This is a genomic window from Acinetobacter sp. YH01008, assembly GCF_013420435.1.
GTDB lineage: Bacteria > Pseudomonadota > Gammaproteobacteria > Pseudomonadales > Moraxellaceae > Acinetobacter > Acinetobacter pseudolwoffii.
The window spans coordinates 1-14,820 of the sequence record NZ_VOYD01000040.1 but is presented as its reverse complement, the minus strand read 5'-3'; the positions used below and the strand labels follow the sequence as shown (position 1 = coordinate 14,820).

At 43.0% G+C, this 14,820-nt stretch carries 13 protein-coding genes and 3 pseudogenes; 8 read left to right on the top strand and 8 right to left on the bottom strand.

Features of this window, described 5'->3' with window-relative positions:
* A pseudogene (locus tag FTT75_RS14290) lies at window positions 1-268 on the bottom strand (RNA-guided endonuclease TnpB family protein); the annotation flags it as partial.
* 171 nt (window positions 269-439) lie between these two features.
* Complete coding sequence (locus FTT75_RS14285) at window positions 440-1,849, bottom strand: FAD-binding oxidoreductase (RefSeq protein WP_005094248.1); 1,410 nt, start codon at window positions 1,847-1,849, stop codon at window positions 440-442.
* Between the two features lie 354 nt (window positions 1,850-2,203).
* On the opposite strand from FTT75_RS14285, the gene serA reads away from it, so the two are divergent.
* A complete protein-coding gene (gene serA, locus FTT75_RS14280; protein WP_074383602.1) occupies window positions 2,204-3,436 on the top strand; it encodes a phosphoglycerate dehydrogenase in 1,233 nt (410 codons plus the stop codon).
* Window positions 3,437-3,551: 115 nt separating this feature from the next.
* Window positions 3,552-4,418, top strand: coding sequence for an EamA family transporter (locus FTT75_RS14275; RefSeq protein ID WP_100358171.1), 867 nt, complete (start codon window positions 3,552-3,554; stop codon window positions 4,416-4,418).
* A gap of 55 nt (window positions 4,419-4,473) precedes the next feature.
* Here the strand turns inward: FTT75_RS14275 and FTT75_RS14270 are convergent, their stop codons facing one another.
* Both FTT75_RS14270 and FTT75_RS14265 read right to left on the bottom strand, forming a co-directional pair.
* Window positions 4,474-5,067 carry a hypothetical protein gene (locus FTT75_RS14270; protein ID WP_218950549.1) on the bottom strand — a complete coding sequence of 198 codons (594 nt, stop codon included), beginning with the start codon at window positions 5,065-5,067 and terminating at the stop codon, window positions 4,474-4,476.
* Window positions 5,068-5,126: 59 nt separating this feature from the next.
* A complete protein-coding gene (locus FTT75_RS14265) occupies window positions 5,127-5,405 on the bottom strand; it encodes a hypothetical protein (protein ID WP_180186747.1) in 279 nt (92 codons plus the stop codon).
* A gap of 310 nt (window positions 5,406-5,715) precedes the next feature.
* On the opposite strand from FTT75_RS14265, the gene FTT75_RS14260 reads away from it, so the two are divergent.
* Window positions 5,716-6,594: a DMT family transporter gene (locus FTT75_RS14260; RefSeq protein ID WP_074383605.1), complete on the top strand. Its 879-nt coding sequence runs from the start codon at window positions 5,716-5,718 to the stop codon at window positions 6,592-6,594.
* A gap of 149 nt (window positions 6,595-6,743) precedes the next feature.
* Here the strand turns inward: FTT75_RS14260 and FTT75_RS14255 are convergent, their stop codons facing one another.
* From FTT75_RS14255 to truB, 3 genes are all read right to left on the bottom strand, one after another.
* Window positions 6,744-7,211, bottom strand: a complete 468-nt coding sequence (locus FTT75_RS14255) for a hemerythrin domain-containing protein (protein WP_005168802.1) — start codon at window positions 7,209-7,211, stop codon at window positions 6,744-6,746.
* A 126-nt stretch (window positions 7,212-7,337) separates the two neighbouring features.
* Window positions 7,338-8,105 (bottom strand): TSUP family transporter, encoded by a 768-nt coding sequence (locus FTT75_RS14250; protein WP_180186745.1) that lies wholly within the window; start codon window positions 8,103-8,105, stop codon window positions 7,338-7,340.
* Window positions 8,106-8,119: 14 nt separating this feature from the next.
* On the bottom strand, window positions 8,120-9,025 hold the full coding sequence (gene truB / locus FTT75_RS14245) for a tRNA pseudouridine(55) synthase TruB (protein WP_180186744.1): 906 nt from the start codon (window positions 9,023-9,025) through the stop codon (window positions 8,120-8,122).
* Window positions 9,026-9,230: 205 nt separating this feature from the next.
* Here truB and FTT75_RS14240 point away from each other — a divergent pair, with 205 nt between their 5' ends.
* From FTT75_RS14240 to FTT75_RS14220, 5 genes and pseudogenes are all read left to right on the top strand, one after another.
* Window positions 9,231-10,289, top strand: coding sequence for an RNA-guided endonuclease TnpB family protein (locus tag FTT75_RS14240; RefSeq protein WP_180186742.1), 1,059 nt, complete (start codon window positions 9,231-9,233; stop codon window positions 10,287-10,289).
* 79 nt (window positions 10,290-10,368) lie between these two features.
* Window positions 10,369-11,397: a lipase secretion chaperone gene (locus FTT75_RS14235; protein ID WP_180186740.1), complete on the top strand. Its 1,029-nt coding sequence runs from the start codon at window positions 10,369-10,371 to the stop codon at window positions 11,395-11,397.
* Window positions 11,398-11,784: 387 nt separating this feature from the next.
* Complete coding sequence (locus FTT75_RS14230) at window positions 11,785-12,795, top strand: triacylglycerol lipase (protein ID WP_100535203.1); 1,011 nt, start codon at window positions 11,785-11,787, stop codon at window positions 12,793-12,795.
* 81 nt (window positions 12,796-12,876) lie between these two features.
* Window positions 12,877-13,688 (top strand): annotated as a pseudogene (locus tag FTT75_RS14225) (alpha/beta fold hydrolase).
* Window positions 13,689-13,822: 134 nt separating this feature from the next.
* Window positions 13,823-14,692, top strand: a pseudogene (locus tag FTT75_RS14220) (esterase/lipase family protein); the annotation flags it as partial.
* Between the two features lie 32 nt (window positions 14,693-14,724).
* On the opposite strand, the gene FTT75_RS16070 reads toward FTT75_RS14220, so the two are convergent.
* Window positions 14,725-14,820: transposase domain-containing protein (locus FTT75_RS16070; protein ID WP_139133946.1), on the bottom strand; the 96-nt coding region annotated here is incomplete at its 5' end.

Genomic DNA, 14,820 nt, shown 5'->3' with positions numbered 1-14,820 from the left:
GCCATTTCAGCTTTGCTTTCTTGAACTGTTTTCTTCGAGTGATTAATTCTTCTGTAACAGCCTGAATGGTTTGGCTATGTAGATTGCATTCTTTCGATGCGCCTTTGGTGTATTTGGCAACATCATAAGCTGATAGAAATTCACCTTTTCTTTTTAGATGCTTAAACCCTAAATCATTGACATAATTCCAAACAAAGTTCACCTCAGATGCTAATTGATCTAGCACCTTGCAATGTTTGTCTTTTATGCGTAATTTAAGTGTTTTCATGTGGTTATATTAACAATTTTTTCTCTATACCCTATGTGGGGTAATTCTTAAAACGACATCTTATGTCGTGTCGCTTATATCTCTGCTCTGAAGGACAGAGTTTTACGCTTCATTTGATAAAAAAAGCGCAACTTGCGATGCGCTTTTGTAAACTTTTAAAATCCGATCAGATTAAAGATCAAATAATTTACCCGGGTTCATAATGCCATTTGGATCGAACACTTGTTTCAGGGCTTTCATATATTCAATTTCTTCCGCAGAACGTGAATATTCAAGGTATGGCTTCTTGGTCATCCCTACGCCATGTTCGGCTGAAATTGAACCATCATATTTTTTCACGGTGTCAAAGACATACTTGTTTACTACCTGACATTTAGCGAAGAATTCATCCTTGCTTAAATCCGCTGGTTTTAAGATGTTCAAATGCAAGTTACCGTCACCGATATGACCGAACCAGCAAATTTCAAAGTCTGGATAGTTCTCTGCAACAATTGCATCAATTTCTTTAATAAATGCAGGAACGTGCGTGATCAATACTGAAATATCATTTTTGTATGGAATAAACGGTGCGATTGACTCAGAGATGTCTTCGCGTAAACGCCATAAGCTTTCGACTTGGTCCAGACTTTGGCTCAGAACGCCGTCCAGAACCCAACCTTGTTCCATACAATGCTCAAAAATTTCCATCGCCTTGTCCATAATCGGCTCAAACGGCGCTTCAAACTCAAGCAAAACATAAAATGGACATTCAGTTTCAAATGGACGTTGTACATGACCATTGGCCAATACTTTTTGCATTGCCAGTTCACCGAAAAACTCGAATGCGGTTAAATCAATTTTCGCCTGGAATGCATGAAGCACGGGCATGACTGCATCAAAATCAGTGACACCCAGCACCATCACTTGCAGGTCTTGCGGTTGACGTTCCAACTTGATTTCAGCTTCAGTGACTAGCCCCAGTGTACCTTCACCACCAATGAATAAGTGTTGCAGCGCATAACCGGTTGCATTCTTGATCATGCCCTTGTTCAGGCGTAGTACATCACCTTTACCTGTCACCACGGTCAGGCCAAGTACCCAGTTACGGGTCATGCCGTATTTAATGACTTTAATACCACCGGCATTGGTGCCGATGTTCCCGCCAATCTGGCTTGAGCCCGCAGAAGCAAAGTCAACAGGATAATACATACCCTGATCGGAAGCATAGTTTTGCAACTGTTCAGTCACCACGCCTGCCTGCACGCGAACCATCCGGTCTGCCGGGAAGAATTCCAGAATCTGGTTCATCTTGTCCATGCTCACCACAATCTCGCCATTGGCTGCAACTGCACCTGCAGACAGACCCGTACGACCGCCTGATGGGGTGACTGCAACATTAAACTGGTTTGCCAATTTTACGATGTCTTGAACCTGTTCAGTCGTCGAAGGAAAAACGATGACCGATGGGTTTGGATCAAAGTGTTTCGTATGATCACGACCCCAATTCTGGAGGCTGTCCGTATCGGTTTTAATACGGTTTTCACCCAAAATTGCCGTCAATTGGGTCAATAACTCAGGGGTTAAAGCGACTGGAGCATTCATCGTTTGCAGACCTAGCATGATTTAAACAAGAGAGACTTCGCTGGTTTATTTGCATATTTTTTAGGCATAAAAGCCTGTATACAAATCAGGCGAAACATGATGATTAAAGCACCAAAAATGGCAGCTTAAACAGCATGGCGCAATATTATAAGCTATTTTTAGGGGATTCCTTTAAAAAATGACAATTTTGATAATATACCTTTGAAAATGAATATTTAAATCAACCAGATTTATCATTTTCACTACTATCACTTGCAAAAATAGCTGATATTGCCGTCATCAAGGAAATGTATAACCGCCCTTTTCCTGTGCTATTATACCGCGACTAAATTTGGCCTTTGTAGCGGAGCCGTAATGAGCCAACATCTATCTCTACCTAAAGATAAAATCCGTTTTCTACTGTTAGAAGGCGTTCATCAGAACGCAATCGACACATTGAATGCAGCTGGATATACCAACATCGATTATCGTAAAACAGCGCTCGAAGGCGAAGCACTGAAAGAAGCGATTAAAGATGCACACTTCGTCGGTATTCGTTCCCGTACTCAACTGACTGAAGAAGTATTTGAAGCTGCGAACAAACTGATTGCTGTGGGTTGTTTCTGTATCGGTACCAACCAGGTCAACCTCGATGCTGCAATGCGTCGCGGTATTCCGGTATTTAATGCACCGTATTCAAATACCCGTTCAGTCGCTGAACTGGTCTTGGCAGAAACGATTCTGCTTCTGCGCCGTGTACCTGAAAAATCAACAGATACACATGCAGGTGGCTGGAACAAATCGGCTGTCGGTTCATTCGAAACACGTGGTAAAACTTTAGGTATCGTTGGTTACGGTTCAATCGGTTCACAACTTTCTGTACTGGCTGAAAGCCTGGGCATGAAAGTGACCTATTATGATGCAGTGACAAAACTACCTTTAGGAAATGCACGTCAAGTCGGTTCTATGGGCGAATTACTGGCCAATGCAGATGTGGTTACTCTACATGTTCCGGATCTGCCATCTACCCGTAATTTCTTTGGCAAAGAACAGTTTGCGCAAATGAAAGAAGGTTCAATCTTCCTGAATGCGGCACGTGGTACATGTGTCGTAATTGAAGATCTGGCAGATGCGATCAAGTCTGGTCACATTGCTGGTGCTGCAGTAGACGTATTCCCGAAAGAGCCGAAAGCCAATGGTGAAGAATTCGTTTCTCCACTGCGTAACCTTCCAAACGTGATCCTGACTCCGCACGTGGGTGGTTCGACCATGGAGGCACAAGCCAATATCGGTCTGGAAGTTGCTGAGAAATTCGTTGCCTATTCAGATAAAGGTATGACTTTATCTGCAGTGAACTTCCCGGAAATTGCGCTACCATTGACTGAAGGTAAACACCGTTTACTGCACATTCATAAAAACATGCCGGGCGTTCTTTCTAAGATCAACAACCTGTTTGCTGAACACGGTATTAACATCTCTGGCCAGTCTTTAATGACCAAAGGTGATGTCGGTTACCTGGTGATGGACGTAGACGCGACTGCATCTAAAGAAGCACTCGATACCCTACATGAAGTTGAAGGAACAATCCGCGTACGCGTACTGTTCTAATTTAACGATATGCAAAAACCACAGCTTTCGGGCTGTGGTTTTTTGTTTTTTAAGGTTTTTATTTTTCAGCCTTTACTGTTCTTCCGCTCTTCGAGAAATCGAAACCTATTGAGTTATGCTGAATTTTAAAATTGCACCTATTGTACAAGCGCCACTGATTCTCCTGATCGCGATGATCAGTATGCAAAGCAGTGGCTCCTTTGCCAAATATCTGTTCGGTCAGTTTCCCATTCTGACCGTTTCAGCCATGCGTCTGCTTTTGGGTGCTGTAATTTTGGCATTGATTTTTAAAATTTGGCAAATTCATTTCAGACAGATCAAGTGGCCGGCCATTCTCAGTTATGGTCTGGCCCTGGCAGGTATGAACCTGCTGTTTTATCTGTCTATTGATCGCTTGCCGCTGGGCATTGCGGTTGCTTTTGAATTCATTGGCCCTTTAAGTGTGGCGCTGTTTTATGCGCGGCAAAAATTTGATTTTGTCTGGGTCGGATTGGCTATTTTAGGCCTGATTCTGCTGTTTCCCTTTGATCAGGCTGCACAGCCACTTGATCCGGTCGGGATTCTATTTGCCCTAAGTGCGGGTGCCTGTTGGGCGCTATACATCGTCGCTGGGCAAAAGCCTTCCGGGGTTTCCGGCAACCATACCGTGTGCTTGGGCATGTTGGTCGGGATGCTGGTGCTGATGCCAATTGCGCTTTTTGCTGGCATTCCTGCGCATACATTTGAACCCATCAGCCTGTTATATTTCATAGCTCTGGCTGTGCTGGCCAGCGCCCTGCCTTTTACCCTGGAAATGATTGCCCTGCGAAATTTAACCGCCTTGAGTTTTGGTACTTTGATGAGTCTAGAACCTGCAATCGCAGCACTCTCTGGTTTTATCTTCTTGGGTGAAACTTTATTGTGGACACAATGGCTGGCACTGGCCACGATTATTAGTGCTTCAATTGGCTGTACGGTGACCAGTCAAAGACGAAAACATTGAATAAAAATAAAGGCGCTATAGCGCCTTTATTTAAGATACCTTTATTAGAATCATTTTAACGTGGTGTTGCATCTTTAATCGCCGTATTTAATACCGTGGCTGCTGTCACATTATAGCCATCACATGCAAAAGCAAGCTGATCATAAGTGTATTCTGTCCATTTGATCATTAAAGGACTGGCATCATTTTCCTTTAATTTGTCTAAAGCCACTTTTCGTGATTGGGCAACATAATCGTTGTGATCAATATGTTCTCCATGTTCCGAGAACGCACTGTTATAAATTCCTCCTTGATATTCGATCGCACCAAAATATTTGTAATATTGCATAGCAGTATCTTTATATTCTGCCTTTTTATATTTCAAGCCAGCCATGGTTTCATCTAGAATAATTTTTGCCAGCTCCTGGACAGACGTTTGTGCCTGCCAATCAGCCAGCGTGCGATAGTCAGTTTTTGTTTCCGGATCAAATTCAATATATTCTTCTTCCGGATGTTCAGCCTGAAGACGGAAACATTTAGATCCATTCGGGAATGTGCGCGCCTTCTGTAAATCAATAAAATTGGCTGCAAACTCATTATAATATTTACGGTCAGCGGCTGTCGTATTATCACTATTAAATAACACTCTGGTTGCAGCATCCTCATACATTTTCACCACAGCAATATTGGTACGTTCAGTTAATGCTTTTCCTGACAGGTCGTACCACTCTATATGCCGTCAGTAATTTTATTTTTATGACTGGCCAATAGAAGTTTTTTCGACTCCATGTCTGCTGCATCAGCATTCGGCAAGTTGAACTGATAGTTGTAGAATTCCGACACTGTGTCTGATGCTCCATCACCCGGGGTTCCAGGATTGTTCGGATTACCAGGATTGCTTGGAGCCGGTTGGCTAGGGACTGGTGTATTATTATCCGAATTATCAGAGCTACCACATGCTGCAAGCATACAGCCCAAAATGGCGCAAGAAAGTATTCGTAATTTCATTATTATCTACCTTATTATTTTCATTGTTATTTTAATGCTGCCCCGAATTGGGATCTAAGATATTTTAATAAATATAAAAATAAGATCAAATTAAAAATTGATTAATTTGTAACCACACCTGAGGTAAGTTTAATTTTGAATTTAAAACTTCACATATTTGATTGAGCTAAAATCTAAATTGATTATCTCCAAACTTAAGTTGCATTCACAAAATATTGCTCTGGCCTACTCAGCAAAAATCAACCAGTTTGCTATAATTTGATTTCTTTCTATTTCTCATTTTCACCCGCTCTGGGTAGAAGCTGCTTCCATGCCAAACGCCCAACTTCTTGCCGTATTCTTCATGGTCTTGTCCATGACTTCGTACCAGATCAGTGCATCTTTTGCCAAACAGCTGTTTAGTGTACTGGATCCGATTACTGTCACCATTTTAAGACTCTGTTTTGCTGCAATCATTGTCTGCGTCATGTTCCGCTCTTGGAAAATAATTTCACGTTTGCCTTTTTTAAAATGGCGGGATTTACTCTGCTATAGCGCGGCTTTAGGGGTCATGAATATTTTATTCTATCTGTCACTTGGTCGTTTACCGCAGGGCATTGCAGTAGGTCTGGAGTTTATTGGCCCTTTGGGCCTAGCTCTACTGTCGATTAAACACCGTAGTGATTATATCTGGGTATTGATGGCCATTTTGGGCATCGCGCTGATGGTGCCATGGGGACAGGCCAATAGCAGTAATTTCGACCTGTTGGGCGCAGCTTGTGCCTTGGGGGCAGGTTTCTGCTGGGCATTATATATTTTCTTTGGCCAACGTGTAGTTCAGCAGAATATCGGCATGCATGCACTGACCATTGCCATCAGTATTTCAGCATTGTGTCTGCTGCCGATCGGTCTCTACAACAATGCGCCCGCATTGATTGATACACAACATTGGGGCAAGGCCATTGTGATTGCAATTCTGGCCACTGCGATTCCTTATGCCCTCGATTTAAAAGCCTTACAGCATTTAAACAAAATGAGCTATGGCACCCTGTCCAGCCTCTCTCCGGCTTTAGCAGCTTTGACCGGTTTTCTGTTATTGGGTGAGAAAATCACGGTACTGCAAGCGGTCGCTCTGGTGTGTATTATGCTGGCCTCTGTCGGTGTGACAGTACGTGCCGCGCGTCAAGGAGCTGCAGAACGGAATGCATAAAGCCTGGTTGGAATCAGGACAACTGACTCAATATTTTCATTCATTTTTGTGCTTTCTCCCTTTAGGAGAAATACCTCGGAGAAATGAATCCGGATAAAAAAGACGGCTGTAGCGCCATCTTTTTCATTTCTTCGATTTAAAGTTAAAATTTAGCTTTGTACCAGCATATCTTTTTTCATGTCTTTATAACGTTGATATTCATTTTTGTACTGCACTGCTAAAGCGGTCTTTTGCTCTTCACCGAGAATTTTTCCTGCTTGCTGGAAGAAACCATGTTCCTCTTCTTTTAAGTGGTGATGCACTTTTTCGGAAAGCTTTTTGGCAATTGCAATCCAGCCCGGATTACTCAATTCTGTTGCAGTCAGCTCTTCAATCATCTCGTCCATTTCATGATGTTCGGCCAAGGCATGCCGAGTAATATTCAAGCCCGAATCAGTCATCATCAGGGGGATATAGAAATAACGGTCTTCAGCCGCTTCATGGGCAAATAATTCATTCTTGAGTTGTTTGAACAGCTCACGACGTTCTGCTGTATCCCCTGAAGTTTGTAGTAATTTTTCTGCAAGATCACGCTGAATTTCATGACTTTCTCTTAATGCTTCAAAAATGGTGGTCATCTAATTTTTCTCCTATTTTCGCCCTGCCTTTTTACATCATAGAAAGAAAATGGCATGGGTTCAGGAGGTTTTATAAGTACAAATTGTATAAAAAACTTTAATATTGAGAATGGTTTACATCTATTCTTATATAAAAAACATCTGATAGGCCATCCGGCAAATCAGTAAACTGACCAGAATCAGGAATAAAATCCGGATAAAGCCACTGCCATATTTAAAGGCTAATTTGACACCCAGCAAGGAACCACAGATATTGGCCACCGCCATCATCGCCCCGACCATAAACAGCACATTGCCGCTGGGAATAAAGAAAGTCAACGCTGCCAGATTGGTGGTGAAATTGGCAATTTTAGACAAAGCTGAAGCATGTAAAAAATCGACATTTAAATAACGAATGAAAAAGAAAATAAAGAAACTGCCCGTGCCCGGCCCGAAAATTCCGTCATAAAATCCGATGGCCAGACTGCCCAAAACTGCCAATACCAACATTTTTTTGGTGAGCTTTTGCTGAACATGCACCTGACCAAACTGCTTTTTCATCACGGTATAAATCGCGATGACAATCAGCATGATCAATACAAAAGGTTTGAGGATTTCGACCGGAATCAAGGTGACACTGGCCGCGCCAATAAACGAGCTGATGAAACTGCAAGCTGCAATCACGCCCAAGAGCAACCACGGCAGTTTTACCTGACGCAAATAGGAAAATGCCGCAGAGCCAGTACCAAAAATCGAGGCCAGTTTGTTGGTACCAAACACAGTAGCCGGCTGTAAATGCGGCAGACTACCCATAATTGCCGGAATCTGGATCAGACCACCACCGCCTACAGCAGCATCAATTGCCCCTGCAAAAAATGCAAAGACAATCAGGCTGATGATGATCTCAATATCCATATTTCAGACCTTGCTTAGAGGTTTAAGACGCGTTTTGGCACCAAGCGTTTTTTATCACTAATTTCCGCCAGGCCTAAACATTTTTCACCATCAAAAACCAGTACCTGTTCTACTGCTTCATGCTCGATATTACTTTCCATACCACGGCTAAAATATTCTGCCCGCCCTTCTGGCACTTGGACTTGCGGGAAATGTTGCACCGGCGCATAAGCCGGCAACAACAACCTATCACGCTCGTCTTCATTCAAGCTTTCCAGATATTCAATGGTATAACTCGGGATCAAATCAAAATGACCGGTTTTAATGCGGTGTAAATAGGTCAGATGGCCGTAAGTACCCAAGGCTTTGGCAATATCTTCACCGAGTACCCGGATATAAGTCCCTTTAGAGCAGGTAATATCCAGCGTGATGCTATTTTCAGTAAAGGATAAAAACTCAATGGCCAGAATGCTAATCGGGCGCGCTTCACGTTCAATCTCGATGCCCTTACGTGCCAGTTCGTATAAAGGACGGCCTTCTTTTTTCAGCGCCGAATACATCGGTGGCACTTGCTGGATATCACCGATAAACTGTGTCAAGGTTTCTTGAATCAACGCTTCCGAAAGTTCAGGAACCGCTTTTTCTAATAAGACTTCGCCTTCGACATCGCCGGTGGTGGTGCTATGTCCAAGAAAGACCGTCGTTTGATAACGCTTGACTGAATCTAATAAATAATGCGAAAACTTGGTCGCCTCACCTAAACATATCGGCAACAAGCCGGATGCCAGAGGATCCAGTGCCCCGGTATGGCCTGCTTTTTGCGCACGATACAACCAGCGAACTTTTTGCAATGCAGCATTGGAACTAATGCCCAAGGGTTTATTCAAAAGGAAGACACCACTAAGATGACGACGCTGAATTTTAGGAGATGATGCTTTCATGGCAAAAAATCAGACATTTTATAAATTGGCGCCATGGTAAAACCCTGTGCGATGATTTACAACTTTTCTATGGTATCTGATGATTTTTATCAAATGAAGTGTAAAACTCTGTCCTTCAGGGCAGAGATATAAGCGACACGACATAAAATGTCGTTTGGTTTTTAAGAATTAATACTTTCAACTTAACATAAGCTAATATAAGTACATGAAAACACTTAAATTACGCATAAAAGACAAACATTGCAAGGTGCTAGACCAATTGGCATCTGAAGTAAACTTTGTCTGGAATTATGTCAATGATTTAGGATTTAAACATCTAAAAAGAAAAGGTAAATTTCTATCAGCCTATGATGTTGCCAAGTACACCAAAGGCGCATCGAAAGAATGCAATCTACATAGCCAAACCATTCAGGCTGTTACAGAAGAGTTAATTACTCGAAGAAAACAGTTCAAGAAAGCAAAGCTGAAATGGCGTGTGAGCAATAAGAAGTCAGCGAGAAGATCACTTGGTTGGATTCCTTTCAAGAAAATAGCAATCAAATACGCTGATGGATATGTTCAGTACGGCAAGCATCAATTCAAGTTATGGGATAGTTACGGATTAAGTAAATACAGCGTGAGAACAGGCTCATTCGTTGAGGATAGTCGTGGACGGTGGTATGTATGCCTTGTAGTGGATTCATCTAAGCAAAATAAACCTACTGCAACTAAAGCGATTGGTATTGATCTAGGTTTAAAAGACGTTGCCACCTGTTCTGATGGTACTGTAATTTCAAATCCTAAGTTCTATCGGAAATATGAACAGAAATTAAGTATTGCTCAACGAGCCAAGAATAAAAAACGTGTACGTGCATTACACGCTAAAATTGCTAATTGTCGTAAAGATCATTTGCATAAGGCAAGCACCATGCTTGTGAGAGAAAATGCACTGATTGTTATTGGCGATCTGAGTGCGGGTAAACTTGTAAAAACTAAAATGGCAAAATCTGTTTTAGATACAGGTTTTTCAGCATTCAAAACAATGCTCAAGTATAAATGCGAGAACGCAGGGGCAATTTTTGAAGAAGTAAGTGAGAGATTCACAACCCAAATCTGTTCGTGCTGTGGTGAGATCACTTCTAGCAGTCCGAAGGGTAGAACAGATTTGCGAATAAGAGTATGGGAATGTGAATGCGGAAGTTCCAATAACAGGGACGAAAATGCAGCTAAGAACATACTTGCGCTTGGACATAAGCGTCTAGCAGTAGGAATCACCTCCGTTTAGGGTGGTCAGGATGTCAAGGCATATTCAGCTGAATCAAAACTCTAAAAATAATGAAACCGAAAAAACAGGTGCATAGGATATGCAGAAATACAAAATATGGATCATTCTGGCTCTGGTGGTGCTGTGCTTTATCACCCTGATGCTCTGGCTATCTCCTCAGAATGAATCACAGACAGAGACTACTGGCCAATCACCTCTTAGTGAACGCCGCGGCGAACCTGCTGCATTAAGTATAACCAGCCCGGCCAATGCAGCGTTTTCCAGTGCCAGCCAGCAAGATACCGAAATCAATTGCCAGATGCAGCTGGATGCGAGTAACCGTCTGACCGTCAATGAACAGACTCGAAACTGTTTTGAATATTTTATTACCCAGTTTGGTGAAAAAAATCTGGCGCAGATTCAGCAGGATTTTAAAACTTACATTCGCCAGAATCATAAAGAACCCGCTCTCTCACAGATTCTGGATTTATGGGATCGCTATATTCAGTATCGTCAAGGTTTAGGCCAACTGACTGCACCGACAGGCCTCGATCAGGAAGATCCGGCCTATTACCGCAGCATCTATAGCAGCACCCAGAATTTGCGTAAACAATATTTTTCTAATTATGAAATTGAAGGTTTATTTGGTACCGAAGACACCTATCATGAATATACGCTTGACCGTATGGCCGTGCTGGCAGACAACAGCTTAAGCGAGTCTGAAAAAGCCCAGAAGCTCAAAAATCTGTTTGAACAATTGCCACAAGACTGGCAGGAAAATCTGGAACAACTGAATAAACTCGAAGATTTACGCAAACTCAGCGCAGACATTAAAGCGCGTGGTGGCTCAAATGCAGAGATTCGTCAAATGCGATTAAACCTGGTCGGCCCTGAAGCCACGCAACGTCTGGAGCAACTGGATGGCGAACGTGCCAGCTGGAAATCCAGTGTCACGACGTATCTCAATGAACGGGATAGCATCATGCAAAGTGGCATGAGTGACAGCGCCAAACAGCAAGCCGTCGAGAAGCTGCGCCAGCAACGTTTTCAACAGCCGAATGACCAGCTGCGGGTCGAAACCTTTGAACAGATTCATGATCAAGGCGGCAAGTTGCCCTTTGCGAATTAAGCCTAAAAGCCATCATCTGTTGATGGCTTTTTTTATGATCCTCATATCGAAAGCTTTATGCCTTCATATCTCCCACCCTAACTTTGTTTCTAAATATTTCTTGTTTACACAAAATAACCTCAATGAGTGTTTTGTATTTCAACAACTTAAAATTTAAATACAGCCGTAAATAAAACATATTCTTACAATGTAAATCTCTTCTCTCTGTCGTGTCCTAAAATGACATGGTTTTAGCGCGTTGAAGTGAAAAAATACCGCTACTCAAAAGAAAAATTGCTCAGCCATAGAAGGTCAAAACTGTATTGTCCAAAGTCTGATTTTGTGGCTTACAACACTCTAGAAAAGCAATGATTGCTTTAATAACGATAAAATTAAAAAGGGATGCTTATGCGTACTTTCAGCAAGACAGCACAGTTACTGACTGTGACTTTAGCAACAACTCTGGGATTAAGCTTTTCTGCACAGGCTCATGCCGCGGCAAGTGCGACACAGGTGATTGAAAAGGCCAGATCTGATTATGCCAAAACCAAATATCCTATTCTGATGGTACATGGCTGGCTAGGCTGGTCACGCATTGGCACCGACAGCATCGGGCTGGATTACTGGTATCAGATTCTGCCGGATATGGCACGCAATGGTTCTACCGTCTTTGCTGCACAGTTGTCTCCGGCAAATAAGACAGCACATCGCGGTGAACAGCTGATCAGCCAGGTTGAAGATGTGATAGCAATCACCGGCAAACACAAAGTCAACCTGATTGGTCACTCTCATGGCGGGCCAACCGTGCTCTATGTCGCTGCCACTAAACCAGAATATCTGGCATCGATTACAGGCGTTGCTGGTACCTATCATGGTTCTAAAGTTGCTGACGATATTCAAAGCAATAGTTTAAGCCGCACCGCGTTTAATATTTTAGGTGACTATATTGTGGGACCTTTAATTGCACTCGCTCAGCTTAAACCTGAACTCGAAATCGATTTTGATGCATCGATGAAATCACTAACCCAAACAGAATCAAAAAACTTTAATGCAACTGTTGCAAAAGAAGCAGTCAAAGACGGCGTTTTAGCAGCGACTGAGAACTGTAATAAAAACCTCAAACCTAAAGATTCTAAAGGTATTTATTACTATTCATGGACAGGTGTGGCACAAGCCACCAATGCCTTAGACATCGATACGATTTTAATGCAACTGGGCCCACTGTCTTATGGCAATAAAAACAATGATGGTATGGTCGCACGTTGTAGTACTTATATGGGTAAAGTGATTAATGACAATTACAAACTCAATCATACCGATCTTGCCAACATGATGTTTGGCTTGAAAGGTCTATTCGCTCCAGATCCGGTGACGTTATACCGTCAGCATGCCAACCGCTTAAAGCTGCAAGGTTTGTAAGCGGCTCGCCTTTATCGGGATTGATAAAGGCTTTGCTATATAAGCGGTCATCATTTTCCTGGATGAAGCAGAGATAGAATAATGAAAACAATAAGCCTGGTATTCAGTCTATTTATTGGATTCAGTTGTTCCTTGGCTTATGCCAAGCAGAGTCCATTGATTGAATATACACCCAAATTCGCTATATCCAGCTACGCCAAAACCCATTATCCGCTCATCTTTGTCCATGGCTTCGGTCTGGGCTTTAACCGCATTGGAACCGATAACATCGGTTTAGATTATTGGTATCAGATCCCGCAAGATTTAGCCCGTCATGGTGCGCGTGTATTTTCCGCGGAATTATCTGCGGTTGCATCCAATGAACTACGTGGTGAACAGCTGTTACTACAAATTGACGAAGTTCTTGCACTGACGGGTAAAGCTAAAGTCAATCTGATTGGACATAGTCAAGGTGGACCAACCATTCAATATATTGAAGCTGTTGCACCTGCCAAAGTGGCTTCACTGACCGCAATTGCAGGTGCGATGAAAGGCACACCTGTTTTTGTCAATGCCAGCCAGACACCTTTACTAGAACCGCTGATTCATGCCATTGGAACAATTCTGGGCTACAGCATGAATCTGGTGACAGCAAATCAATATCCGGTAAATATCACAGCGGCCTTAAGTGCCATGCATCTGTCAGTTTAGGCGGGACTTTCTTGAAAGGTGAAGCCAATGATGGCGCTCTACCTTTATGTAGTGGACGTTATGGTCAGATCATTCGTCAGGACTATGCCCACAATCATTTCGATGAAGTGAACCAGTTCTTCGGCATTTTAGGGCCTTTTGCCCAAGACCCGATTGCACTCTATCGCCAACATGCCAACCGGCTCAAACTGCAAGGCTTATAAATCATTCACTGCTATCCATCAATCATAATTTTTAAATACAGCAACTTAAAACCTAACTCGCCCGTTTCGGATGGGTCATTTGGCAAAGCAGGATAAGAATCATCCTGTCAAAACAACAAAAATGAGGAAAATATATGAAATACGGCTTATTCATCACCAGTCTGCTGCTGGCTGGCACATGTGTCACGGCTCAGGCATCCACTCAAGCCAGTCAGGTCACAGCGAAAGCCAGCTCACACTATGCCAAGACCCAATATCCCATCGTGTTTGCACACGGGATGGCAGGCTTTATCCGGGTCGGAACAGATCAATTTGGTCTGGATTACTGGTATCAGATTTTACCAGATCTGGCCCGCAATGGTGGCAATGTCTGGGCGACCCGAGTATCGCCGTTTAACTCATCAGAAATTCGCGGTGAACAACTCTTAGAACAAGTGAAGGAAATTCGGGCGATTACAGGCACATCTAAAGTCAATCTGATTGGTCATTCTCATGGTGGTCCCACGATTCGTTATGTCGCTGGTGTAGCGCCTCAACTGGTCGCCTCTCTAACTGCGGTCGGTGCGCCGCATAAAGGCTCACCAGTTGCAGATCTGATTCTTCAAGCAGAAGATACGCCACTACAAGGCCCTTTGGTCGGTGGGATTAATCTGGTGTCTAAAGCCATCACCTGGGCCCAAGGACTGGATCCAAACAGCTTCCCGCATGATTCTCTTGCAGGTGGTCGCAGTCTGACACTGGCAGGATCGGCACAATTTAATCAGAAATATCCGTTGGGAATGTCAAGCACGACCTGTGGCGAAGGTGCCTATAAACAGAATAATATTTATAACTATTCATTTACCGGCACTGGCACAGTGACCAACATTCTCGATCCCGACTCTGCTTTGAAAGTCACCAGCCTGCTGATTGATGGTGGCAAGGACAATGATGGTCTGGTCTCTCGCTGTAGTGCCAAATTTGGTAAAACCATTCGTGATAACTACAACTGGAATCATCTGGATGGTAAGCATCCGCTGAACGCCATCGCCAAGTTTTAACGGGGTTCAGGTTTCCAGCGGTGAGGTAGTAATTCTTCTATTTGGGGCACTTTATGTGTTGGCAACCTTTTCAGCACATCACTTAAATAGGC